The organism is Lunatimonas salinarum, from assembly GCF_017811155.1.
GTDB lineage: Bacteria > Bacteroidota > Bacteroidia > Cytophagales > Cyclobacteriaceae > Lunatimonas > Lunatimonas salinarum.
On the sequence record NZ_JACVCV010000016.1, the window covers coordinates 74,852 to 99,017 of the forward strand.

Genomic DNA, 24,166 nt, shown 5'->3' on the forward strand with positions numbered 1-24,166 from the left:
ATTTTTGAATGACCCAATGAATAATGATACGAATTAAGCTTATACTTTCGCTCGTACTGGCCTGTGTTTCATTTCAGGTGCTGGAAGCCCAGCAAGCCCCTTTGAAAATCATCATGATAGGTGCCCATCCCGATGATTGTGAAATCAAAGGTGGGGGGACGGCTGCCTTGTTTATAGAAATGGGGCATCAGGTAAAATTTGTATCGGTAACAAACGGTGATGCTGGTCATATGGAGATGGGCGGTGGTATGCTCGCCAAGCGCAGAAAGGCCGAAACCGAAGAGGTGGCGCGGAGATTGGGTGTGTCCTACGAGGTGTTGGACAACCACGATGGGGAGCTTTTGGCTACGCTACCGGTTCGATTGGATATCATCCGGTTGATTCGTGAGTGGGAGGCGGACGTGGTGATTTCCCACCGACCCAACGATTACCACCCTGACCACCGCTACACGGCCATATTGGTTCAGGATGCGGCCTACATGGTAGGCGTGCCCAATGTGGCGCCCGATGTGCCTCCATTGAGGAAAAATCCCGTTTTTCTTTATTTTCAGGATAATTTTCAAAAACCAAACCCCTTTACCCCCGATATCGCGGTGGACATATCTTCGGTGATAGATAAAAAAATCAATGCCATGGATGCCCATGTTTCCCAATTTTACGAATGGCTCCCCTGGATTGGTGGCTATGCTGATGAGGTTCCTACTGGCAGTGCCGAGCGTAAGGCTTGGCTGCGTGAAAAACGATGGGGAAGCGTAAGCGCTGCTTTGATCCCGGCGCTGGAGAAATGGTACGGGAAGTCCAGAGCCTCTCAGGCTACTTATGTGGAGGCTTTTGAAGTTTGTGAATACGGAAGCAGACCCTCCGAGCAGGACATCAAACGGTTATTCCCCATGCTTGGAAGGTAGCGTTGGGCCGGCAGAATTCCCGTAGCATAATTTAGTGTATAACAAGTTAACCATAGAAGCAATCTTTTACATTCATGAACAAACGAAATGTGCTGGTCACAGGAGGTGCCAGCGGAATAGGTCTCGCCATATCCCGTCGATTTGCGCAAGCAGGGGATAGGGTTTACGTGCTGGATTTCAATAAGGAAAACGGCGAAAAGGTGGTCGCTGCCCTTCAGGAAGAAGGGTATGAGGCCAGATTTTTGGTAACGGATGTGTCCTCCCAAGAACAGGTAAAGGGGGTGGTAGATGGTATAGAGGGGGATTTGCACGTCCTGATAAACAATGCGGGTGTATCGCATGTCGGAAATTTGGAGCAGACGGTGGAAAGTGAGTTGGACCGGTTGTACAGCGTAAATATTAAAGGTGTCTACAATTGCTCTCTAGCGGTCATTGGCCGGATGAAGGAGCAAGGGGGGGGTGTCATTATCAATATGGCGTCTGTGGCAGCCACGGTTGGGATAGCGGATCGATTTGCCTACTCCATGACCAAAGGGGCTGTGCGCACCATGACACTTTCTATGGCCAGAGACTATGTGCAATTTAATATTCGGGTGAATGCCATTTCCCCAGCTAGGGTTCATACGCCCTTTGTGGACGGGTACCTGGCCAAGAATTACCCCGGTAGAGAGCAAGAGGTATTTGATCAATTGGCCGCTACCCAGCCGATCGGCCGGATGGGTAGCCCTGTAGAAGTCGCTAACATGGCCTTTTACCTCGCATCCGATGAGGCTTCCTTCCTTACCGGGGCAGATTACCTGGTGGATGGCGGTTTTTCCCATTTGAAAATGTAAAAACAATTATAAACACATGAAATTAATACGATTTGGAAATGCCGGTGCAGAAAGACCGGGAGTCGTTTTAGAAGACGGCAGGCAGCTGGATGTGAGTGCATTTGGTATCGACTGGAACGAGGAGTTTCTCGGTGATGAGGCAGGATTTCAAAAGCTTGCCGAATGGCTGGAAGCCCATCAACAGGATTGCCCCGAGATTCCGTCCGGGGTAAGGCTAGGGTCACCGATTGCCCGCCCTTCCAAGATTATTTGCGTGGGGCTCAATTATTCCTTGCATGCCAAAGAAAGCGGTATGGAAGTTCCCAAGCAACCGGTGTTGTTTATGAAGGCTACTTCCTCCCTGTCCGGCCCATTTGATGAGATAGTGATACCAAAAAATTCCGAAGCAACGGACTGGGAAGTAGAGCTCGCCGTGGTAATCGGTAAAAAAGCTTCCTACGTGAGCAAGGAAGATGCTTACGACTATATTGCGGGCTACGCGGTCCATAATGACGTTAGTGAGCGGGATTTTCAGTTGCGCCACGGCGGGCAATGGGTCAAAGGAAAAAGTGCCGACACCTTTGCGCCCTTGGGACCCTGGCTGGTGACTAAGGAAGAAGTAGCGGATCCCAACAACCTGCGCCTTTGGCTAAAACTCAATGGTAAGACTGTACAGGACAGCAGTACTTCTGACTTGGTGTTTGATGTTCCTACCCTGGTAAGCTATATCAGTCAATACATGACACTCCTTCCGGGGGATGTCATCAGCACCGGCACACCATCCGGTGTAGGGATGGGTTTTAATCCTCCCGTGTACCTCAAGGCAGGAGACGTAGTGGAGCTTGGTGTAGAAGGACTTGGCGTTTCCAAGCAAAGCGTCATTGCGTATAAAGGGTGAGTTTTGTCTCTACAAAGTATACTTCCCGGTGACCAGCCCACACAAACGGCTAGTCATCGGGAAGTTTGTTTTCCAACACCAGCCCACCCCACTCGATAGATGGTTCGGTTTGTGTTGATTCGAGCTTTTTTTACCTCTATCGCATTGCCGTTATGCCTCTCTACCGAATTCACGAGCCATGATTGAACGAAAGGTGTGTTTGTTACGCAGAATCAGTTGCCGAAAGCTTTTGGTGCTGCTTTTCATGCTTTGCCTGCAAGTGGCGGAAGGCTATGCTCAGGAACTGCAATGGCAAACCTTGCCCGCGATTCCCGACGCAGAGGGATTTGCGGGGATGTATGCAGGTGTTAGCAATGAGGTGCTTTTGGTGGCGGGAGGGGCGAATTTTCCCGAAAAGAGGCCTTGGGAGGGTGGCGAAAAGATTTGGTACGATCGGATTTTTTTCTTGGAGTCCCCAGAGGCGGCATGGGGAACCTCAGATGTCGTGCTGCCAAGGCCTCTCGGCTATGGGGTTTCGATTACCTTCAACAATACCGTATTGATCATCGGCGGGAGCCACTCATCAGGCCACAGTGCCTCGGTGTTCGGATTGCGGTTTGAGAAAGGTCAGGTTGTAGTGGATTCGGACTACCCAGATTTGCCGCATCCCTTGGCGAATATGGCCGGAGCTGTGGTAGACGGAGTGGTAGTCTTGATCGGAGGGCAGAAAAGTCCGCAAGGTCTGGCAGAGTCTCAGTTATGGTTGTTAGATCTGAACCTCCCCCGTGAAAAGCAGCAATGGGTAGAAGGCACGGCTATACCGGGCAAGGCCCGGATGCAGGCGGTTGCTGGAGTCATGGGCGGTGCCTTTTACGTTTTTAGTGGGTTTCACCTTACCGAAAAGGAGGACGGAGGCTGGGATAGGCATCTTTTGCTGGATGCCTATAGGTTTTCACTTGGTTCAGAACTAGTAGGGGGAACTTGGGAGCGGCTCTCGGACTTGCCCAGAGGGATTGCAGCTGCCCCTTCGCCGGCATTTGGAGTCGGTGCTTCTCACCTGCTGATCCCAGGGGGGGTGGATGCAGCGTTGGCTGACCATCCAGATCCTTCCTCACATCCCGGATTCCGGGACCAGTTGCTGGCATACCACCTAATGAGCGATACGTGGGTAGAGATGGGAGAAATCCCCGCGGGTAGCGCTAGGGTCACCGCTCCGACTGCTTACTGGCAGAAACATTGGGTGGTGCCCAGCGGGGAGAAGACGCCCGGAGTGCGCTCGCGTGAGGTCTACGCATTGACCCAACAGTCGGATTTTGGATGGCTAAATTGGTCAAGCGTTGGCATTTACCTGGTGTTGATGTTGGGGATAGGGGTGTATTTTGCCAGACAGGAGAAAACTACCGAAAACTATTTTCTGGCTGGAAGAAAAATACCTTGGTGGGCGGCAGGATTGAGTATTTATGGCACCCAACTCAGTGCCATCACGTTTATGGCAATTCCGGTAGTGGTGTATGCCACAGACTGGCGTTTGATTATGGGGGCCGTAATGATCGTGTCGATTGTGCCCATTGTCATTCGCTTTTACCTGCCGTTTTTTCGACGAGTGAATATTTTGACAGCATATCAATACTTAGAGCGACGATTTGATCGGCATGTGCGTAGTTTGGGGAGTGTCACCTTTATCCTGATGCAGTTGGCGCGAATGGGTGTGGTACTTTACCTCCCTGCTATCGCCATTTCCTCGGTTACGGGCATGGACATATTGCTTTGTATTGGCATCATGGGCGTATTCAGCACGCTATATACCGTTTTGGGAGGCATGGAGGCAGTGATTTGGACAGACGTCATTCAAGTGATCGTACTCCTAGGCGGGGCGGTGACGGCACTGCTGACTGCGGTGGCCCAGATCGATGGGGGGCTTGGACAGGTGTGGGATATCGGGATGGCACAAGGCAAATTCCGCGTCATGGAGTGGGGATGGGACTACCGGGAGCTGGTATTTTGGGTGGCGATTGTCGGTTTCTTTTTTTTGAATATTATCTCCTATACTTCCGATCAGGTAGTGATACAACGCTACCTGACCGTATCCACTGAGAAGGAGGCAGCGAAGAGCCTATGGACCAATGGGATCATGACGCTTCCGGGAATTTTGATGTTTTTGGGGCTTGGAACCGTATTGTATGTGTTTTACCTGACCAATCCGCACAAGGTAGGTAGCTCTCGTCCGGAGGAGTTGTTGCCATATTACATTGTGACTGAACTTCCGGCCGGGGTTGCAGGATTGGTTATTGCAGGGATATTTGCTGCGAGTATGTCTTCTTTGGACAGTTCTATGAACAGTATTTCAACAGCCTATATTTCGGATATTCACCGCATCTTCCGGCCCGGCTGGGGCGATAGCAAGAATTTGAAGTTAGCGAAGTGGCTTACTGTATGGATTGGTTTTTTCGGCACTATGAGTGCGGTTTGGATAGCTGTATCCAATATCGGTTTTGTGTTTGACCTCTTTCAAAAGCTGCTGGGCATGATTGGAGGTACATTGGCAGGGGTGTTTATATTGGGGATTTTCACCCGGCGAGCCAGTGCCAAGGGTGCCCTGTTAGGGATCCTGGCCGGTACCTTGATCACGTTTGTGGTAAGCCAATTGACAGATACGAACGGGTATCTTTTCGGCGCAGTTGGCGTAGTTTCTTGTGTGGTGACGGGCTATTTGACTAGTTTGATATTTCCTGACCGAGTGTCTAAGGCCAAAGGAAATACGTATGGGGATTTGATCCAACGGAACTAACGCCGATCTAGTCTGTTTCCTTATCTGCTGTTTGATGAGTCGAATTGGTCTTTGGGTTCTGCGGTAAGTTCAGTTCGCTCGATTTTAGGTGCAGGTCACGCTGGGGAAATGGGATTTCAATCCCCGCTTCATTAAAGGCGTCATAGGTGTCTGACAAAACTTGATTTCGGACATCTATCCAGGTGTCGAAGTTGGTGACCCAAAACAGTATGCGAAATTCAACTGCACTATCTGCAAAGTTGTGAATGAGGACTTTTGGAGCGGGGAATAGCATGACCTCGTTTTTTTGCAGGACTTCCTCCAGTACTTTTTGTACCAGTTTAAGGTCAGAACCATAGGCAACCCCCACTATTACCTCAATCCGTCGTTTTCTATCCGATAATGTCCAGTTAATCAGGTGCTGAGAGAGTAGGTCGCCATTAGGGATGATGACCTCTGAACCATCATACGCTTGAATGGTACTTGAGCGTATGCCCACTTCTTTCACTACCCCGGATCTTCCACCCACCTCAATGGCATCTCCAATCTGTATCGGGCGTTCAAAAGCAAGTATAATACCGGAGGCGAGGTTGTTCACGATTGTTTGAAGTCCAAAAGCAATGCCGACACTGAGGCCTCCCAATATGATGGTTAAGTTGTCCAAGGAGATTCCCGAAAACGCCAAAGCGAGCAAAAAGCCCACGATCAACACAGCCAGGCGGATAAGCAGCACAGAAGATCCCAGCCTTTTGTCCCGTCCATCTGCTTTTTCGCTGTCGCGAATCGAAATAAAGTAGGCGATGTTCTTTGCCAAAACGGTGGAAACCCAAATGACTACGACAAAGATAAAAATACTGCTGAAGGTAAAGGAAGTGTTCCCGATCGCTCGGCTTTCGATAAAGAACTGCTTGATGGATTCAATGATGAAATCATCAATGGATAGGTTCAACGCCAAAAAATATGCCCACATGGCTGAAGCCAGTAAAATGAAGAAGTTGCTCAATCGCTTATAGATTACTTTGTAGTCCAAGTAATTGGTGTATCCTTTGGTGTTGTCTTGAAGAAGCTCTATTTGCAGATAGAGTGCTTCCATGATGATGGTCACAAAAAGATACAGGCTGATTCCTTGGGTAACACTCATCGTGGCGCTAACCCCAAGCATTTTGGCCAAGCTGAACCTACCTAGGACATGCAATATGACCGAAGCGACCTGGAGGGCAAGATAAAGGTATAAGAGGTACTTCAGATAAGCCGGGTATTGATCTGGATTGCGCTGTATCAGCGATAGGCTGCGCCATCCTGCATAAAGTCCAATTATTGAAAAGGTAACCAGGTACCAGCGCTCTTGATTTGCTTCCTCCACGATTAGGTTACTGACACCAAAGATGATTAGACTGATAACCAAGAAAATCCACATACGGAAAACTTCGCGGATCAAGACCTTTTGTATGAGCAGGGAGGTAAAGACCGTTGTGGCCAAAAGCACTAGGAGAATAAAACTATTTGGCGGGTAGGGCAATACATAGGGCCCAAGGGTAAACATGCTTAACAGGGCACAGAGGAGTGGAGATTTCGTGAGGTATTTGTTTCTGTCAAGGATCAATTTGGAAAATTCCTTTTCTTTTCGAATGCTGTTTACCAAGTAAAAGAACCAAATATATATCCCGAGGCCTAGAATCGTCACCCAAATAAAGGTGTTAAGGTTTCTCTTCAAATAGGTTCGTATGATGATGCGGTTAAGAAGTATTGATTCTTCGACCACTGGGACGAGAGCAGGAAGTTCATTAAGCGAACGTAAATGCCAGATGAACGGAGAATCTTGTTTGGAAAAGGCATTTCGAATGGTCCTTTGCTGCTCTCTGATCTCGTCTTTGGCATCACTAATTCCGACGCTAATGGCCGATAGTTTGGCCTGAAGGTCTAGATTATCGATATTTTGAGCGGTATACAGCGTATCGGCCCGGTTTAGTCGCTTTAAGAGGGCTTCCCATTGTTCATTCAAGGCAGGGAGGGAACTGGAATCCACCATTGAGGTGGCGGATTGGTAGGTGTCTTTCACTACCTTAATATTCTCACCGATTAGGGACAGTGTCTCCGCCCGACCTTCTACCTCGCTACGGAAGCGGCTTATCAAGAGATTGTAGCCAGAAAGCAAGTTGTCCAATTCGCTGAGGTATTGGAGGTTGAATTCGATTTCTCCCGAGTAAAAATTTTGCATGATCCGCTCCACAACTCCTTCTATAATGGAGATGTCGCGATGAATGGTTTCAACCTCCGGACTGCGCTGTAGGCGAATGATGGCCGTCTGTAGGGAGTGAAAATAGTCCTCGTTTTTCCGTATAAGTTCGTTGAGGGTAAGTGGTTTTTGGGGGATGGAATCTGACAAACTGGCAGTGGGGTCTTCGTTTTCCGGTGCTGATAGAGCTGTCGCACTGTCCCGTTGTGCCCAAGTGGCGTGGGTTAGTGATAGTAAAGCAATTACAAGGAAGACAGGGATTATTCTTTGTATACATGCAGCCTGCATAGTGTCAGCGGTGAAATGGGTAAAGCGATACAGAATCCGGGGGTAGTTGGTTTTTATTTCCTCAGAGCCAAATTTATACGATTTAATTGTTAAATTTATAAAAATGCGTCAGTAGCTAAATGACTCCTTCAGATTTATAATTGGAATATCGCCAAACATGGCATCCCGATTGTTGTTTAACTAATTGCGGTGTAGGGTTACCTCAAAGGGGCGCTTGGTAAAATTTTAGTGGGTTGCGTTAAATCCTGTTAAAATTTTCTATCGGAGTTCATTTGGCATTCTTTTGGGGCAACCCAATACGGATAATATCGTGGAAAGTGTATCAATTAACAGAAAGAAAGGAATAAAATGAGCAAAAAGCAGTTTTTCTTGGGAATCGTTTTGGCGTCTCTCATCGGTGGATTAGTCGCCCTGTTTGGGGTGAGTGTGCTACAGGACAAGAATGGAAATTCATCTACCTACACAGAACAGCAAAGTGCCAGTCTTGTCAATTGGCTCAACGATGAGCGCTTTGTCATTCCTGATGGAATCAACTTTGTGGCCGCAGCCCAAGTGGTAACCCCTGCGGTGGTGCACGTTAGGAGTAGTGTGACCGTGAGTGGGCGTTCCGGAGGAGTAGATCCGCTGGAGGAGTTCTTTGGGTTCAGATCACCTTCCCCAAGAGGAGAACAAGCTCCTAGAGAGGGGCGTAGTTCCGGTTCCGGGGTCATCGTTTCATCCGACGGATATATCGTGACCAATAATCACGTGATCGAAAATGCCACCAAGGTGGATATTACCCTGGAGGACAACAGGCGATATGTTGCAAAAGTAGTCGGCACGGATCCCACCACCGATCTGGCACTGCTGAAAATAGAGGAAAAAGGATTGCCCCATATCCCATTTGGAGATTCTGATAATGCGATGATCGGAGAGTGGGTATTAGCAGTAGGCAATCCCTACGAGCTGAATTCCACCGTAACAGCGGGTATTATCAGTGCAAAGGCACGAAATATCCGGATTCTGCGGGACGAAAATAACCTGCAAATTGAGTCATTTATTCAAACCGATGCAGCGGTCAATCCAGGTAATTCCGGCGGTCCGTTAGTAAACCTATCTGGAGAAATTATTGGTATCAACACAGCCATTGCCTCCCGGACCGGAGGATTTAGCGGCTACTCCTTTGCTGTGCCCAGTGCCATTGTGAAGAAGGTTACCGAAGACCTGATGGAGTACGGAACCGTGCAGCGTGGTTTGATAGGGGTTTCTATTCAGGATGTAAGTCCTGAACTGGAAGAGCGTGAGGGCATCAAAATTCAAGCTACCCGTGGAGTTTATGTGGCCGGTGTGAATGAGGGAAGTGGTGGCGAAGAGGCCGGATTGAAAAAGGGAGACGTGATTATCGGCATTGACGGTGCGGATACGTACACCACGTCAGCGTTACAGGAGCGAGTGGCCCGAAAACGTCCCGGCGACAAAGTAGACATAAAATTCCTTCGGGATGGAAAGGAAATGAACACCACTGCGACGCTGAGAAATATTTCTGGAGACACCAAAGTGGTCGTGAAGGAAATTCCAAAACGCGAGGAGTTTGAAGGGGTAGTATTCGAAGATGTGCCAGGAAGCATCAAAAACAGGCTTGAAATCGAAGGCGGGGCTTCCATATCCATCGTGGACAACGAGGCCTGGAAAGAGGCTGGACTTCGGGAGGGCTTTATCATCACCAAAATCGGACGGACTCGCATCAATAATGCGAAGGACGTGGTTGAGGCGCTTAAGCAATATAAGGGCGAAGAGGTAAGTATTTTGGGAGTATACCCCAACGGGCAGCGCTCTTATTACGACGTTCAGCTGTAACGGTTACCGGTGAAATCACCTCATCAAAAAGAGCTGCCAATCATTGGCAGCTCTTTTAATTTGAACTTGGTATAATATTTTTAGATGATAGTCAGTAGCTTGGAATAAGGATAGTAAAAAAAATGAGTGGAATGTTTGACATAATCAATATTGGGGCTACATTTGCAAACCGATTCGGGGAAACAAGTTGATTTTTGTGCCCCTACTAAATGGGAGTTTAGCTCAGCTGGTTCAGAGCATCTGCCTTACAAGCAGAGGGTCGGGGGTTCGAATCCCTCAACTCCCACAGGTACCAAGTCCCTTACTATCAGTAACATGAGAGTCAGGGATTTTTGTTTTGGAGATGGCTCCATGAGTGGTTTAGCTAAGAGTTAGCATCCGTTTTTTAAGGGTCTCTCAATTTTCCATAGAGGCTGTGGTGCCCAAAGTAACTAATCGTTCTCAAACCAATACCACTGGAATAATTCTGTTCATTACTTTTCTAAATTCAGGTATCACTTGAACTGAGTGGTGAGTTCGCCCCTCGCGAGGTAAACTCCCCCTTTGCCACAGAAATCAATCCCGTATTCGGTGAAAACCTTGGCTGTCCGGAAGTTTTCCGCTACAATTTTGCCTACTTTTTTTCTTCGATAATTGCTAATTTTGCTATATTTTAAATGATATTATTATATTTTATTTAAGTAATTTTTTTTTAGGTTTTTAAAAAACTAACCCCAGGATTGATACCTTGAGCCATATCCTGAAGTGTAGTAATCATTATCATACCGGTGAGGTGGTCCCTAAGGGCTTTGAACTTGTGATGAACTGCACAGGGATGCTTTTCCGAACATTCCTTTAAGCCCAGGGCACAGCCAGTAAAAATAGAATCACCGTCAATCACCTGTACAATTCGATAAAGTGGAGCCTTTCTTCCCTCTTCATTGATTTCAAAGCCTCCATGCGGGCCTTTGATGGATAAAAGAAGGCTTTCCCGAACCAAAACTCGTAGGGTTTTGGCTGTAAAAGCCTCCGGAGAATTGATAGCAAAAGAAATCTCTTTCAGCCCGGACCGCTCCTGACCTTCCGGAAGTGTGGCCAGGAAAATCATGGAGTTGATTTCGTATTGACGGGTTTTGGAAAATATCTTTGGACTGATTGATGTGTGAATTGTAACATAAAAATAATAAGGGATAAAAATATCCTGTAAAATTTGCATAAATTTTCGAATAACAAAAAAGGCCTGCCCGGATTATAAACCGGACAGGCTGGCATTTTTCTTACTACTTCTAATCCTAACTTAAAACAGATTCCTTTTTTGAACGCTGAAACTTAGCTTTGATTCGATCAGCTACCTCATAGACCATCGGCACGAGGTACACGGTCAAGATCAAAGAGGAAAGCAAACCTCCGATAATCACCCAAGCCAAGCCGTTTTTCCATTCGCTGGCTGCACCGCTAGCCAAGGCAATGGGAAGCATCCCAATTGCCATGGAAAGTGTGGTCATTAGAATAGGTCGCATTCTTCCTTTGCCGGCTTCGATCAGCGCTTCCCGGGTTCCCATTCCCTTTTCTTTCAACTGATTGGCAAAATCCACGATCAAAATCGCGTTTTTGGCAACCAAACCCATCAGCATGATCAAGCCCAAGAGTGCAAATAAACTTAGGTTATTCATCGACAGATTAAGGGCTAGCATCGCTCCAATCACGGCAACCGGAATGGAAAACAACACCACAAAAGGGTAAATAAAACTATCGTATAGTGCCACCATGATCAGGTAGATCAACAGGAAGGAAATCAACAACACCTGCCCCAAAGCACCAAAACTGTCATTTTGCCGCTTGATATCGGAACCCCACACCATGCTGATTCCTTCGGGAAGAGGATTATCTTTTAGGTAAGCCACCACCTCATCGGCAACCGTACCGGAAGGCCTGCCCAAAGCATCCGCGGTCAACGTCACCGCAGGCTGCCGGTTTTTTCGTTCAAGCATAGATGGAGAATTAGACTGAACCACTTCAGCTACCTGGGACAGGACAATCGGCATTCCCTTGGGATTGATCAGCTGAAAATTGCTGACATCTTCGTACGACTGTCGGTTGAATTGGTCCAATTGAATCCGGACCGGATATTCGGTTCCAGCCTCAGTCAAGGTTGCATCCTCGTTACCCGCAAAGGCATTTCGAAGCGTCAACCCCAATACGGCATTGGATAAGCCCAATCGCTGCAACTTATCCGAATCAGGAATCACCTGAAACTCGGGACTCCCCTCTTCTACGGATAGCTTGACGTAATCCGCACCGGGGATTTTCTCAAGAACCAAGGCCAAATCCTTCGCTACCTGCATTACTTGTTCCTGATCGGGTCCGCTAAGCGTCATCTCGATGGGCGCCGACCGGGGAATCAATCCCAAGGCAGTCATTGAGAAACTGATTCCTGGAAAGGTCCGCTTAAGTTCTTCTCGTACGTCTTTCATGAATTGTTCGGTGGAAAGCCCTCCGGTTTCTTTCTTGTCCAGCAGCTGAACGGTCAGTTCGGATTTATAAGGCAATCCCACTCCCAAACTTCCGATCCCCGTGGTAGGTCCGGCCACATTGCTGAACAGCGTAGAGACTTCAGGCTGCTGCAGCAGAAATTGCTCAACTTGAAGCGTGCGGAGGTTATTTTCCTTCACACTGGTGGACTTGTCGTATTCCAGATAAAGCCGAAACTTACCCTGATCTCCTGTAGCAATCAGTTCCTTGCCGATGATCCCCTGTCTAAGGATACCCAAGGTCATCACGAATAGCAAAATCACCATCCCTGTGAAAGCCAGCTTATGGTTCAAAACCCAAGTTAACTGTCTGCCATACCAAGCGATAAAGCGATCCAACTGATGCTCAAATCCGATTAAAAACCGATTAAATGCATTAGTCGGCTTCAAATCCTCTGCCTTCCCGATTCTAGAAGCCATCCAAGGAGTCAGTGTAAAGCCAACTAACAAGCTGGTCAAGGTAGAAGTGATGACCACTACCGAAAACTGCTTTAGCATGTCAGCAACAAAAACTTGAAGAAAAAGGATCGGCAGGAAAACTACCACGTCCACCAAAGTGATGGATAGCGCCGAAAAACCAATTTCCATACGTCCGACCATTGCTGCGGATTTTTTATCCTTTCTCATATCCAGATGGCGTTGGATATTTTCCAACACTACCGTCGCATCATCCACCAATATCCCGATGATCAACGACATGGCGAGCAAAGTCATCAGATTGAGCGTATACCCGAGCAACCACATCACCGCAAAGGCGGTGACAAGCGAAGTTGGAATAGCGATCAAGACAATCAATGAATTTCGGAAGCTGCGCAAAAAGAGCAGCATGACCAGAGAAACCAGAATCACCGCAAGGATCAAGTCAAACACTACTGAATTCACTGCTGCGATGGTATTGTCCGTACTGTCATCGGCGATAATAAACGAAACTCCTCCGGCAGAATTCTGAGCCTCGATTTGAGCAAGTTTTTCCCGGACAGCCTTCGATACATCGACCGCATTGGCATCGCCTTGCTTCTTGAGCAATAGTCCGATCCCTTCTTTACCATTGAACCGGCTGACTGAAGTGATTTCTTTGGTTTCGTCACTGACTACCGCCAAATCCCTCACATAAATCGGTGTACCGGGCACAGGCATCGCCACTTGGACATTTTCGATGGCTGACAACTCGTTGAATTTTCCGCTCAATCGAACAGAACTTTGAACTTGATCGGTCTGCACATTTCCGGCAGGCACATCCAAGCCAGCCCGATTGATGGCCTCCACTACCTGCTGAAGCGGAATCTGATAAAAGCGCAATTTTTCGGGATCGATATTCACTTGAATTTCCCGCTGCTCTCCACCCAAAACGGTGATCTCGGCCACCCCTTTCAACTGCTGAATCTGAGGTATAAAATCATCCACCATTTTTTGGTAAAAGACCTTGGATTCAAGTTGGCTCGTAGCCGTAATAGACATGATCGGCAGATCGTTAGGCGATACTTTGGTCATCACAGGCGAAAGCACATCCTCAGGCAAATCTTTGGAAATATTGTCGATGTATCGCTGCGCATCTTGCATGGACTGATCGAGATCCACACCATAGTTCATATTGGCAATGATGACCGAGGCATTGGGCATGGACTTGGTGACCAAGTAATCGACACCTTCCAGGTTGGAAAGTGCGTCCTCGATTTTCTCCGAAACCGAAGATTGCACCTCATCAGGCAATGCGCCCGGATAGCCAGTCTTGATCACCAACACCGGCTGATTGAAATCCGGCATGAGTTCATAAGACAAATTGGTAAAGCCGATGTATCCAAGCAGGATAAACAAGCTGAACAAGACGATGATCAGCGAGGGCCTATTGATCGAAATGGAAGTGATATTCATCGCTCAGAAGAAAAATTGGGTTCCACATTTGCACCTTCAAATACATTGACCAAGCCGCCTGTGATGACTAGGTCTCCAGGCTTGATGCCACTTTTCAAGATCAGTTGATTACCAATTCGCTGTGCAACCGCAATGGACTGAAGCTTGGCCTTCCCATCCTGAATCACATAGACTTTGGGATCCAAGTCTGAACCTACTAAGGCAGATGCCGGCAAAATCACTCCTTGGGAATTTGCCTCGGTTTTCACCAAAACTTCCCCAAACATCCCCGCCTTCACGGCTAGATCTCCGGTATTTTCAAACGTCAACTCCACCGGAAAACTATTCCCGACAGAGCCCCGACTGCCAATTAAGGTAACTTTTGCCGGGATTTCAGTTGTAAGAGAAGTAATTTTGATCAGGTGGGAACTACCGCTTTGAAAAAAGGCTAGGTCGTTTTCAGGAACCTGAATGGTCAATTTCACCCGACTCAGGTCAGTCACTTGGATCAAAGGTTTTCCCGGAGCTGCAAAATCCCCGGCTTCGGTCATTTTCGCAGTGATAATACCTGCAAAAGGTGCCCGGATGGATGATTTGGCGATTTGCTCTTTTAGCGTAGCGATCTGCACTTCCAAACCTGCCAAAGCCAGCTCGGTTTTTTCCAATTGTATGCCTTGAATGGCTTCATTTTCCACCAACACCCGGTAGCGCTTCAGATCCGCTTCCAGTCCGCCTTTTTGAACCTCAGCCGATTTGAGTTGAAGCTGAAGTAAGGCAACGTCCTGCTGTACCAACAGCTGATTCGTACCGACTCGCTGACCGACTTCGACAGCCATGCGTGTGACTTTACCCTGCACTTCGGCACTGACTTTACTTTCTCGAAGGGGTTCGATCACACCGGAGAAGCCACGCTGATTGTCCAGCTGACCTTCTGATGCCTTCACTGCAAAAACAGGAACCGATTGATCTTTGTCATAGACATAGACACGTTCTTCGGCAGTTTTTTTATTGGATATTAGCTTGATAGCCACGATTGCGACCAAAGCCAATGGGATGATATAAATGAGTATCTTTTTCATTGTTCAATCAATTGAGTAGTGTGGCAGAAGATTTTTTGAGTTCTAGTGTAGCTTTGAGATAGGCGACCATGGCATCGAGATAGCTTTGTTGGGCAGATCGAAGGGATTGATCCGCCAGCAGGATATCCGTCAGCGTCGCCAAACCTTCCTGCTGAAGCAGTATGGATTTGGCATAAATGGACTCGGCAAGTTGGATCTGAGAGTCAGTGGTTTGGATTTGCTTTTTGGCGGTAGCCTGCTGACGCAAAGCAGCTTGATAGTGCATCTGAGTCTGATCGGCTACGAGTGATTTTTGAATCGCGGCATTTTCCAATTCCAGTTCCTTTTGGCGGATCTTTTTGGAGGTGACCGTTCCGTTAAAAATCGGAAAACTGACCTGCGCTCCGATGAAGCTCTGAGGGTAAAAATCCAGAAATGATTCCGGTGCACCATTGTATCCAAAACCAGTCGTTCCATAGTTGGCAATCAGGTGGACACTTGGAATTCTGGAGTTTTTGATGGCTTTCAATTCATGCCCAAGCATTTTTTCCCGGACTTCCTGAATTCGAAAATCAGAAGTCAAGCCCGGATTGGGAGCTTCCGATTCCTCGATTTGAACCTGAGTCTGTACATCCATTTCCCGATCAAGTGGCAAACCCATCACCAATTTGAGCTGCTGAAGTACGGTTAGGTATTGGCTTTCCAATTGGAAAAGCTGGGATTCCAGTTGCTGATTTTGCAGGATGACCTTGTCCAAATCCGTTCTGCTGGCCAATTTTTGCTCATAAAGCAAGCGAACGTTTCGTTCGAGCTTTTCCCCATTGACTTGGTTGGCTTGGAGAAAAGCAAACTGATTTTTCAGAATCTGGGCATTGTAATACAGATTGGAAACTTCCAGGTAAACCTGTTCCTCGGTTTTGACCCGCTGCCGTTCGGTCAGTTCCTGATACGATTCAGAAATCTGTATTCCCGCCATCACCTGTGGATCATAAATCGGCATTCTCAGATTGACATTACCCATGATGGTATGAGGCACGCCAAATTGTACCGCCCGATAAACTCCCTCCGGTCCACCAAATGCAGCTTGTGGCAGCATCTGATAGGGTAGCTGGGTGAAGTACTTGTAGTCAGCCGTGGCCATGACTTTAGGCAGAAGCTGACTCCGCGACTCCTGATTTTTCAGCTCAGCGGCAGTCAATTGATTTCCTGCCATCTGCAAGGTTTTGTTATGCATCAAAGCCGTATCGAGACTTTGCTGCAGCGTCCATTCCTGCGCCTGTGCGGTTACTCCGAGAAGCAGTGTCAGCAAGAAAATGATAAACAGTTTGTGAATATTTACTAACATAATAAGATAAATTTTTTTAGCTTTTAATCAGTGTTAAAATCGATTGAATCAACTCATTCCCGGTAGTATTCAGATCAAAGTTGAATCCGGAAACCCTCCATTTGAACATTTGAAGGCGAAAAGCCCCCAATACCAAATGCACCAATTTTTCGGCAGAAACGTCGGTTTTGAATATTCCCTGTGCCTGACCCTTTTGGATCAAAGGCATCAGAAATCCCATTTTAGTCTGCATCAAAGCCAAAATTGCTTGATTGATCTGATCACTTTCCTCCCAAAGACCATCAGAAAATACAGCCACCACGAAATGGGGATGTGCGGTAAAAAAGGAGAATTGACTTGAGAAAATAGCCTTGAACAAGTCTTCTACGCCCAAATTAGAATCCAGCGCAGAAAGCCTGGATGACATGTTTTCCCGAAGGTATTCGAGCAAAGCCAAAATTATCGCCTCCTTGCTGGAAAAATGCCTGTAAATAGCCGCCTCCGAAAATCCCATTTCCAAAGCGAGCTTTTTGGTGGTTAGGCCTCCGATACCGGATTCGGTCAGGATTCTGCCTGCCGCATCGATGATTTCTTTTTGTCTTTCGGAGATCATTTTTGAGTTAGTTAGTGTTTACTAACAAATTTCAAAATAAAAATCGTAACCACCAAACTTTTATGCCAAAATGTTTTTCAATTCAAATTCACAAATGGTGGATAGTCCTTATCCAATTTTTTTTGCGGCTTGAATATTGATGTTAGTCAGGATCCCAATACCAACTCTCCTCAGGCCTGCCTCAACTTTGCTAGGAGCAGTGGCCAAATCTTCTGACTTCAGGTTATGGGATAGATCGTAAGTCATGGGATCGCATGGGTTGGATGAATAATTATTTCCTTCTAAATAGTGCGACCGAATAGTTTTGGGCAGTTCCGGAAGGGGTAATATGATCGTAATTTAAGCTTTGGATTAGCTCAAACTCTTGTACGAAAAACTCCTCCAAATCTTGGATATCGTATTGTTGTACAGTAAGTCCGCTGCAGGTGGTAGGGCCAGATTTGGAAAAGGTCATGACCAGCAAAAATCCTCCCGAATGAATGGAGCATTCCACGAGCCTTCGATAGATTTGCTGATCTTTTGGATTGGTAAGAAAATGAAATACTGCTCGATCGTGCCAAAGGTCAAATTTTTTTTTAGGCTCAAAATCAAGAATATCACAAGCCTCCCATAGCACCTTGGAGGAGGGTTCACCTAGTCTTATTTTTGATTTTTCCAGGGCTGAAGCAGAGATATCCAACACCGTAATTTTCTCAAATCCCTCTTCCAAAAGCCAATCCACCAATGCTCCATCTCCTCCACCTACATCGATGACTGAGGTGGTTCCAGAGATTTTTGTTCCTGAGATTAGATCAATAGAAACTTTCGGTGTTCCCTGAAACCAACCCACTTGAGTAGTATCTTTGGTTTGATAGACATTTTCCCAGTGACTTTTGTTGATTTTTTCCATTTCCTTTTTGATAGAAAGGTAAAAATGGACAAGAAAGTCTCCTTTTACAGTGACTTGGGTTACAAATTCCTGCTTATTGGTTTCCCCCAACTCACCAAGCGTGGGCTTACTTCACCGAAAATATTAACGATGATGCATTTTCGAATAACCCTTACTTTTAAGAAAAATTACTGTAAATGCAATAGAAGTTAAAATTTCTCTAACCTTTAAAGATCACGGAGGAATTATCCTTTATTTTTTTATATATTAGATTTGCTTCTCGGAAGGGAAAATCAGTTCCTTTTCTTTTAAACTTAAAAAGGATAACAATATCCTTTAATAAAGTAAGTAAAATGAAATTCCTGCAATTAAAAGCCCTAAATCTACTCCCATTGGTTCTTATAAGCCTGGTTTTGGGTATTTCAGGAGGCTTGATCAGATTGGGAGAGGTCTCCATCCCAATAGCAGAGGCGGGAATTTATTATGCCAGGTGGCTTTTTGGGGACTTTGATTTCGATCGAGCGCGCGATGGTCATGGAAAAAAAACCTGGCTGATTATTCCTCTTTTGACTGGATCTTCGGTCTTTCTTTTCCTAATGGGATACGCTGATCTGGAGCTTATTCTCCTAATGGCAGGTTCACTCAGTCTGAGTCTGATTATGCACCTGCAAAGCCTCAAGCATCCCAAATTTCACACGGCATTGCTGTATGGAGGAGTGGTCTCTTGGTTTGTAGGCATTTCCTCGCTTGGCAAACAGTTACCTCCTATTGATTCAATTTATCCTGATGGCTTGGATCATCCTGTGGAAAATTGATCAAAGTAAAAAAGGAAGGCCTGAGCGTAACCAAAGTCACTCTGATAATCCAAAAAACCAATCATTTTTGCATACCGGTGTCTAAAACTTGGCTACATATTGCCCTGATCTTGCTCATTCTACTAAACGGAATGGGTTACACGCTGATTCAGATCCACTTTTACATGGACCGGGGCCAAATCACGGCACTGCATTGTATCAACAAAGACAAGCCCGAACTTGAATGTGATGGGAAGTGTGAGCTTTCCAAACGACTTTCCGAAGCCAAAAATCATAGTGAAAGTGGAGAAGAAATTACTCTGGAAGAACTTCAACTTACCTTTTTGGCAAAAAATCGGGAAGCATTTCTATATTTCATCCCCAAGGTAAATCATGAAATCATCCCTACCCCAAGGTATCAAATGGTCCATTCTTTGGATTTGGGAAAGTATTTTTTTCATCCCCCACAGGGCTGATTTTTTTCCAGAAATGAATTCGGAATTGTGCTATTCCGGAGACAATCCCTTTTAATTTCGTAAATCGATTATCATGAAAAAGCTCATTTTGCCGGCTTTAAGGATGGTATTTGTCCTTGCCTTGGCTCTACACAACCTTTTCCCTGCCGTTGCGCAGGAAAAGCAACCCCTTCGTATCTTGGATCATACCACGCTTGAAGGAATCCCGGGAGTTACTTATCGCCATGGCATCCAAAAAGGGATTTCAGACAGAAGTGGCACCATTTATATAGCGACCGATGAGGAAACGTGGCTGTATCTCAGCCATCTTGGCTACGGTGCTTGGACGCTCGATCCACTGGAAATATCTAAAGCCATTCAACATGGAAGCATTTCTCAGAAGGAAAAGCTACATGGTCTACAGCCACTATCGGTGATCTCCCTGAAAATGACCGACGAAAAAGACAAAAAAATTACCATCTCTGATCAGGAGCGACTTCACCACGATGCCGGGGCTATTCTTAGTTTAGATCCGATCGTTTCGGGAATTCGCAAAAGCAGCAGCTTTGCCTTTGATCCGGTCATACGTGGGTTCAAATATGATCAGCTCAATATCGTAGTCAATGGCCTCCAATCAGCCAATGCAGCCTGCCCCAACCGCATGGATCCGCCTACTTCCCAAGTTGCCCTCAATCGTATCCGCGAAGTAGAAATTCTTAAAGGACCGCATGCTTTACGGTACGGAATTGGCCTTGGAGGCACGATCAATTACATTCAGGAGGCTCCGGCTTTCACTGCCACTCCAGGAATTTACGGACGGGTTTCTTCCCTTTTTGAAAGCAATGGCGATGTTTGGAGAAACGATGCCCGACTGGGTTTTCAGGGAGCAAAGTATGACATCGGGGTCTTAGGAAGCTACTCCGTCGGCAATGACTACCTCGATGGAGATGGAAATCCAGTTCTTGCCAATTTTAAGCGGGGAACCGTGGGTTTTTATGCGGATTTTCAAGCCACACAAAAGGATCTAGTTCAATTATCCGTCAACAGAAACTTTGCCCGGGATGTGGATTTCCCTTCTCTGGGAATGGACCTACGCACCGATGACACTTGGATGGGAAGCTTAAAACATACCCGGGTTTTTAGCGGGAGATCACTGGCAAAGTGGAGCAACTCGATCTATTTCACTCAGGTAGATCACCTAATGGACAATCTCTTGAGAGAGCCTCGTACCTCAAATGCCGGAGTACCCGTGATCACCCAAAACTTCGGCTTCCGAAGCGAGGGAGAGTGGAAGTTTAGCACAGCCAAACTCTTTGCGGGAGTGGACTTCAAAGAGGAATCTGCAAACGGAATTCGTACTCGTGAAATCACTGCCGGTCCGATGGCAGGCAAGGTTTTCTACGACAATCTATGGCAGGATTCCCAGATCCGTAAAACAGGACTTTTCGCCAATTACCTGATTCCCGTGGGCCAAACGGTCATCAGTGCTTCAGGAAGGCTGGAAGTGAATCAGGCAGTAGCCAGCGATCCGGCAGAAGAGTTTGCCCAACTACACAGCGAGGTAGAAAACACCCAACTCAATCCTGGAATCAGCATTGGTGCTCAGCGGGATTTGGGAAAGGCATTCAGCCTTGGCATTTGGGCTGCGACTGTGAGAAGAAGCGGAAGTCTTTTGGAGCGCTACATCAACTATCTAGCTGTGGGGCTTGATCCATGGGAACTGGTAGGTGATCCGCAGATCAAGCCTGAAACCAACAATGAATTGGATCTTGTGCTCGGGTACAACCGTGATAAAATCTCCCTTGAACTCACCCTTTTTGGTTCGTATATGACGGACTACATCTCCTCTGTCAAAACCGACTTGAAGCCCCGATTGGCCACGAGCCCGGGCGTGCGACAATACATAAATGTAGATGAAGCGGTGAAAACTGGCTTCGAACTCAATTTCAGACAGCAACTCAGTAGCAATTTCAGTCATACGCTTGGCGTGGCCTACACCCATGGTAAAGACCTGATGTTGGACGCCCCACTTCCAGAGATTGCTCCTTTGGATCTTCGATACGGAGTGAGAGGAGTATTTTTGGATGAAAAGCTTCAGACTGGACTTAATGTAAGACATGTCCTAGCGCAAGAGCGGGTTTCTGAGGCATTTGGAGAAGGAAAAACTCCAGGCTTCACCCTGCTTGATCTGGATGCAAGCTATCCGATCGGAAAAATGCTACTTTTGAAAAGTGGTATTCAAAACCTCTTCGCGGAGACCTACTACGAGCATTTGACTCGCCCGATTGGAGCAAACAAAACTCCGATGTATGCACCGGGCAGAAATTTCTTCGTGATGTTGAGTTTTAAGTTTCCTTGATCCAAAATTTATTCCAATGCTTCTGGAGTTACATCGCGAGGAGAAAGGCCTGTTCCTCCTGTGAAAATCAACAGTGCAATTCCGGATTCAGCGGCTTCTTTTGCATGCTGCTTGATCAGATCTAGATCATCTGGAATGATTAATTTTTCCAAGACGCTCATCCCTTGCTTTTCAAAAGGAAGAATTCCAAAGCTTTGGATTGATCTGTTTCATTTCTACCCTGAAGCATATTGTAGCCTAATTGGTTGACAAGATGCTCGGGAGGTCTAAAATCCCAAGAAAGTCGCTCCGAAAGTGCTTGAAAATGTTGAGTCAGATGGCTTATGTCTTGCACATCACGGTAGGAAATCCCATAACCTTCAAAAATGGTGGTGATTCCGTTATAGAAGGCAATAATTGGAACGGAGTTATGGTTTTCATTTTCGAAGTATTCCAATTTTGCAGGCAATTCACCCTTGCTTTTACTGTTCAATGACTCATACAATCGGACATGACGATCACGGTTTCTGATATTCCTTTTGCCCCAATTGGCAGTAGCTAGGTAAAGAAATCTTTCAAATGATCGATCGGTCAGGGTATTTAACTTTTGGTCCATGGTTTCTGTATCCCAGGTTCCGAAACTTGGGTCAACTGCAATAAATGAATTGAAAGGAGACTTTTCCTTCATGTAGGCATGAGTGGCCAACAATCCTCCCAGAGAATGTCCAAAGAGTATTCGATATGGAGCGGTCCTGTACTCTTGGTCTAACTCAGGTAAAAGTTCTCCTTCCAAAAAGCTAAGAAAACGATCTCCACCTCCTGAATTATTCGCTCTTACCGTAATGATTTTGTCAGGTGTAAAGTCCCTTCTTCGATCTACATTTTGTATGCCCACCACAATCATCTCCGGGATTTTCCAGCTTCTATAAAAATCAGAACTCAGGTAGTTTACGGTTCCTACGATCGGCTTAAAGTGTAAATTTCCATCGAGTACAATTAGCACCGGATAGCGCTTATGGTAGGATTCTTTTTCATGGTAGGAATCAGGAAGGCTAATCCAATACGCTCTTTCTTCATTCAAGATATCCGAATGAAGGGAATGCTTTGTGCCGATTACAATGGGGCCAAGATCTTGTGATTTTACTTGATTGATTCCAATTAACACTAGCAGAACTGCAAGAAAGTTTCTTTTCATTATTTTTTTAGTTTTATTGACAACTGCTGGGATTTTCGCAACTCAGTATAGTCAAAGGTCTAATTATTAGTATGTTACGATTTTAAATTATAGATTTAAAATCAGATTTACTGACTTATTCGACGGTACAAAAATTATTTTAGGCAGGCGTGTTGATTTATAACTTAACTGCAGTTTGTCCATACAGCATAAATGACTGCATGTCTTCATCCTTTTTAAAGGAAATTTGTATCCCGGTATTCGTATGAATAAAATCCAACTCTTCTCCCACAATGGGAATAAGCGGATATTCATCCCCATTTGGAAAGAAAAGTGAAATTTGATTTGTGCCTTCGTCGAAGGAAATAGACAAATCTATTTGGTCGTTCCAACTGTATTTTCCAGACAATCCATCCAATAGGTTTGAATCTATTGGCTTACGCTTAACCTCGGTTTGCTTGAAATGCTGCCAATTATAAATCTGAGAGGCAGATAGTAACAGTTCATTTCCCAGCGCCCCACCATTATCAGAATTAATTAAATAGACCAAGCCATATCCACTGCTTAGGCTTATTGTCATTCCCGTACGGAACCCTGCATTGCCACCATAATGAGTGAGCGAAATATCATTCTCAGAACGATTCACGATGAAACCATACACATGACCATCTCGCTCATGACTTAAAATAGAATGGATATCGGAGGCTGAAAATATCGAAGTGTCGCCTTGATAAGCTTTATAGATCTCAATCATGAATCTGGCCATGTCTTCCGAGTTACTCCAAAGCCCAGCTGCTGCTTGCTCTGGGTGATTTCGCCAGCCACCTTCAAGCAAATCTCCCGATTGCGTATAGCCTTTAGCAACCCTAAGAGAATCCGAAGCAGTCAAAGGCTGTGTGAACAGTGAGTTTTTCATACCTGCAGGTTCAAGAATCCATTTTTCCATGATGCTGGAAAATTCCTCATCAAATATATCTTGAAGTGCCAGTTCGGCCAAAGTGTATCCACCACCGGAGTAAGCCAGCGTTTCATTGGGAGCTGTGACAACTTCTATCGCTGGGGAATTAACATCGGCATTGCCTCTTAAGATATCCAGGTCAGAAGGCACCCTGAGACTTTTCTCATATCCCTGATACCCTCCCGGGCTGATACCTGAGGTATGGGAAAAGATATTGCGAAAAGTAATGGGGTTATCGGATGTTTGTTTGCCTTTTGGAATTACAAATTCCTTCAGATAATCCTGGATATTTTTATCCAGATCTATTTTACCTGCAGCATGCATCCGTAATGTCGCAAGAAAGGTCACGGGTTTTGATAAAGATGCTGCCTGGTAAATGCTGGTACTGTCTAGGTTTATTTGCTGTTGAAAATTTTCGTTTTGATAAATTTCTGTCCAGGCTATTTCTGGTCTAGCCCCCTATTAATCGGACTTTATTTTTTTTGATATTGCATTATAATGC

The 24,166-nt window shown here is 46.1% G+C and carries 20 protein-coding genes and 1 tRNA gene; 9 read left to right on the plus strand and 12 right to left on the minus strand.

The features are described 5' to 3' along the window. Window positions 1–23 precede the first annotated feature (23 nt). The 4 genes from IAQ59_RS17605 to IAQ59_RS17620 all read left to right on the plus strand — a co-directional run bounded on the left by IAQ59_RS17605 (window position 24) and on the right by IAQ59_RS17620 (window position 5,382). Entirely contained in the window at window positions 24–905 is an 882-nt protein-coding gene (locus IAQ59_RS17605) for a PIG-L deacetylase family protein (protein WP_209332161.1), read from the plus strand. Window positions 906–979: 74 nt separating this feature from the next. Continuing rightward, window positions 980–1,738, plus strand: a complete 759-nt coding sequence (locus IAQ59_RS17610; protein WP_209332162.1) for an SDR family NAD(P)-dependent oxidoreductase — start codon at window positions 980–982, stop codon at window positions 1,736–1,738. 16 nt (window positions 1,739–1,754) lie between these two features. After that, a complete protein-coding gene (locus IAQ59_RS17615) occupies window positions 1,755–2,615 on the plus strand; it encodes a fumarylacetoacetate hydrolase family protein (protein ID WP_209332163.1) in 861 nt (286 codons plus the stop codon). Window positions 2,616–2,793: 178 nt separating this feature from the next. Further along, a complete protein-coding gene (locus IAQ59_RS17620; RefSeq protein ID WP_245189683.1) occupies window positions 2,794–5,382 on the plus strand; it encodes a sodium:solute symporter family protein in 2,589 nt (862 codons plus the stop codon). Between the two features lie 7 nt (window positions 5,383–5,389). Here IAQ59_RS17620 and IAQ59_RS17625 read toward each other — a convergent pair whose 3' ends face one another. Then, window positions 5,390–7,885: a mechanosensitive ion channel family protein gene (locus tag IAQ59_RS17625; protein WP_209332164.1), complete on the minus strand. Its 2,496-nt coding sequence runs from the start codon at window positions 7,883–7,885 to the stop codon at window positions 5,390–5,392. Window positions 7,886–8,233: 348 nt separating this feature from the next. On the opposite strand from IAQ59_RS17625, the gene IAQ59_RS17630 reads away from it, so the two are divergent. Next, on the plus strand, window positions 8,234–9,721 hold the full coding sequence (locus tag IAQ59_RS17630) for a Do family serine endopeptidase (protein ID WP_209332165.1): 1,488 nt from the start codon (window positions 8,234–8,236) through the stop codon (window positions 9,719–9,721). 211 nt (window positions 9,722–9,932) lie between these two features. After that, window positions 9,933–10,007, plus strand: a tRNA-Val gene (locus IAQ59_RS17635). A 208-nt stretch (window positions 10,008–10,215) separates the two neighbouring features. Here the strand turns inward: IAQ59_RS17635 and IAQ59_RS22535 are convergent. From IAQ59_RS22535 to IAQ59_RS17675, 8 genes are all read right to left on the minus strand, one after another. Continuing rightward, window positions 10,216–10,362: a DUF542 domain-containing protein gene (locus IAQ59_RS22535; protein ID WP_342450724.1), complete on the minus strand. Its 147-nt coding sequence runs from the start codon at window positions 10,360–10,362 to the stop codon at window positions 10,216–10,218. A gap of 50 nt (window positions 10,363–10,412) precedes the next feature. Next, complete coding sequence (locus IAQ59_RS17645) at window positions 10,413–10,916, minus strand: RrF2 family transcriptional regulator (protein ID WP_280868009.1); 504 nt, start codon at window positions 10,914–10,916, stop codon at window positions 10,413–10,415. Between the two features lie 76 nt (window positions 10,917–10,992). Continuing rightward, the gene (locus IAQ59_RS17650; protein WP_209332166.1) at window positions 10,993–14,103 is read right to left on the minus strand and encodes an efflux RND transporter permease subunit; all 3,111 of its coding nucleotides are present in this window, start codon (window positions 14,101–14,103) and stop codon (window positions 10,993–10,995) included. Continuing rightward, the gene (locus IAQ59_RS17655) at window positions 14,100–15,161 is read right to left on the minus strand and encodes an efflux RND transporter periplasmic adaptor subunit (protein ID WP_209332167.1); all 1,062 of its coding nucleotides are present in this window, start codon (window positions 15,159–15,161) and stop codon (window positions 14,100–14,102) included. Before IAQ59_RS17655 ends, IAQ59_RS17650 begins: the two co-directional genes overlap by 4 nt. Window positions 15,162–15,168: 7 nt before the next feature. Beyond that, on the minus strand, window positions 15,169–16,485 hold the full coding sequence (locus IAQ59_RS17660; RefSeq protein ID WP_209332168.1) for a TolC family protein: 1,317 nt from the start codon (window positions 16,483–16,485) through the stop codon (window positions 15,169–15,171). A gap of 16 nt (window positions 16,486–16,501) precedes the next feature. After that, window positions 16,502–17,077, minus strand: coding sequence for a TetR/AcrR family transcriptional regulator (locus tag IAQ59_RS17665; protein WP_209332169.1), 576 nt, complete (start codon window positions 17,075–17,077; stop codon window positions 16,502–16,504). A gap of 108 nt (window positions 17,078–17,185) precedes the next feature. Further along, window positions 17,186–17,323 carry a hypothetical protein gene (locus IAQ59_RS17670; RefSeq protein ID WP_209332170.1) on the minus strand — a complete coding sequence of 46 codons (138 nt, stop codon included), beginning with the start codon at window positions 17,321–17,323 and terminating at the stop codon, window positions 17,186–17,188. Between the two features lie 25 nt (window positions 17,324–17,348). Then, window positions 17,349–17,966: a class I SAM-dependent methyltransferase gene (locus IAQ59_RS17675; RefSeq protein ID WP_209332171.1), complete on the minus strand. Its 618-nt coding sequence runs from the start codon at window positions 17,964–17,966 to the stop codon at window positions 17,349–17,351. 332 nt (window positions 17,967–18,298) lie between these two features. On the opposite strand from IAQ59_RS17675, the gene IAQ59_RS17680 reads away from it, so the two are divergent. The 3 genes from IAQ59_RS17680 to IAQ59_RS17690 all read left to right on the plus strand — a co-directional run bounded on the left by IAQ59_RS17680 (window position 18,299) and on the right by IAQ59_RS17690 (window position 21,553). Continuing rightward, on the plus strand, window positions 18,299–18,760 hold the full coding sequence (locus IAQ59_RS17680; protein WP_209332172.1) for a hypothetical protein: 462 nt from the start codon (window positions 18,299–18,301) through the stop codon (window positions 18,758–18,760). Continuing rightward, entirely contained in the window at window positions 18,757–19,215 is a 459-nt protein-coding gene (locus IAQ59_RS17685; protein ID WP_209332173.1) for a hypothetical protein, read from the plus strand. The genes IAQ59_RS17680 and IAQ59_RS17685 overlap by 4 nt, the downstream gene beginning before the upstream one ends. A gap of 73 nt (window positions 19,216–19,288) precedes the next feature. Further along, window positions 19,289–21,553 (plus strand): TonB-dependent receptor domain-containing protein, encoded by a 2,265-nt coding sequence (locus IAQ59_RS17690; protein WP_209332174.1) that lies wholly within the window; start codon window positions 19,289–19,291, stop codon window positions 21,551–21,553. An 8-nt stretch (window positions 21,554–21,561) separates the two neighbouring features. Here IAQ59_RS17690 and IAQ59_RS17695 read toward each other — a convergent pair whose 3' ends face one another. The 3 genes from IAQ59_RS17695 to IAQ59_RS17705 form a co-directional block, all read right to left on the minus strand. Next, complete coding sequence (locus IAQ59_RS17695; protein ID WP_245189684.1) at window positions 21,562–21,705, minus strand: molybdopterin-binding protein; 144 nt, start codon at window positions 21,703–21,705, stop codon at window positions 21,562–21,564. A gap of 5 nt (window positions 21,706–21,710) precedes the next feature. Beyond that, a complete protein-coding gene (locus tag IAQ59_RS17700; RefSeq protein ID WP_209332176.1) occupies window positions 21,711–22,727 on the minus strand; it encodes an alpha/beta hydrolase in 1,017 nt (338 codons plus the stop codon). 157 nt (window positions 22,728–22,884) lie between these two features. Beyond that, window positions 22,885–24,108, minus strand: a complete 1,224-nt coding sequence (locus IAQ59_RS17705) for a serine hydrolase (RefSeq protein ID WP_209332182.1) — start codon at window positions 24,106–24,108, stop codon at window positions 22,885–22,887. Window positions 24,109–24,166: the final 58 nt, after the last annotated feature.

Bases quoted from the DNA above. Each gene is read 5' to 3' on its own strand.
- IAQ59_RS17610 (WP_209332162.1), top strand. From the start codon at position 980: ATGAACAAACGAAATGTGCTGGTCACAGGAGGTGCCAGCGGAATAGGT.
- IAQ59_RS17625 (WP_209332164.1), bottom strand. From the start codon at position 7,885: ATGCAGGCTGCATGTATACAAAGAATAATCCCTGTCTTCCTTGTAATT.
- IAQ59_RS17615 (WP_209332163.1), top strand. From the start codon at position 1,755: ATGAAATTAATACGATTTGGAAATGCCGGTGCAGAAAGACCGGGAGTC.
- IAQ59_RS17700 (WP_209332176.1), bottom strand. From the start codon at position 22,727: ATGAAAAGAAACTTTCTTGCAGTTCTGCTAGTGTTAATTGGAATCAAT.
- IAQ59_RS17630 (WP_209332165.1), top strand. From the start codon at position 8,234: ATGAGCAAAAAGCAGTTTTTCTTGGGAATCGTTTTGGCGTCTCTCATC.
- IAQ59_RS17660 (WP_209332168.1), bottom strand. From the start codon at position 16,485: ATGTTAGTAAATATTCACAAACTGTTTATCATTTTCTTGCTGACACTG.
- IAQ59_RS17690 (WP_209332174.1), top strand. From the start codon at position 19,289: ATGAAAAAGCTCATTTTGCCGGCTTTAAGGATGGTATTTGTCCTTGCC.
- IAQ59_RS17675 (WP_209332171.1), bottom strand. From the start codon at position 17,966: ATGGAAAAAATCAACAAAAGTCACTGGGAAAATGTCTATCAAACCAAA.
- IAQ59_RS17655 (WP_209332167.1), bottom strand. From the start codon at position 15,161: ATGAAAAAGATACTCATTTATATCATCCCATTGGCTTTGGTCGCAATC.
- IAQ59_RS17605 (WP_209332161.1), top strand. From the start codon at position 24: ATGATACGAATTAAGCTTATACTTTCGCTCGTACTGGCCTGTGTTTCA.
- IAQ59_RS17665 (WP_209332169.1), bottom strand. From the start codon at position 17,077: ATGATCTCCGAAAGACAAAAAGAAATCATCGATGCGGCAGGCAGAATC.
- IAQ59_RS17670 (WP_209332170.1), bottom strand. From the start codon at position 17,323: ATGACTTACGATCTATCCCATAACCTGAAGTCAGAAGATTTGGCCACT.
- IAQ59_RS17650 (WP_209332166.1), bottom strand. From the start codon at position 14,103: ATGAATATCACTTCCATTTCGATCAATAGGCCCTCGCTGATCATCGTC.
- IAQ59_RS17680 (WP_209332172.1), top strand. From the start codon at position 18,299: ATGAAATTCCTGCAATTAAAAGCCCTAAATCTACTCCCATTGGTTCTT.
- IAQ59_RS17620 (WP_245189683.1), top strand. From the start codon at position 2,794: ATGATTGAACGAAAGGTGTGTTTGTTACGCAGAATCAGTTGCCGAAAG.
- IAQ59_RS17645 (WP_280868009.1), bottom strand. From the start codon at position 10,916: ATGCAAATTTTACAGGATATTTTTATCCCTTATTATTTTTATGTTACA.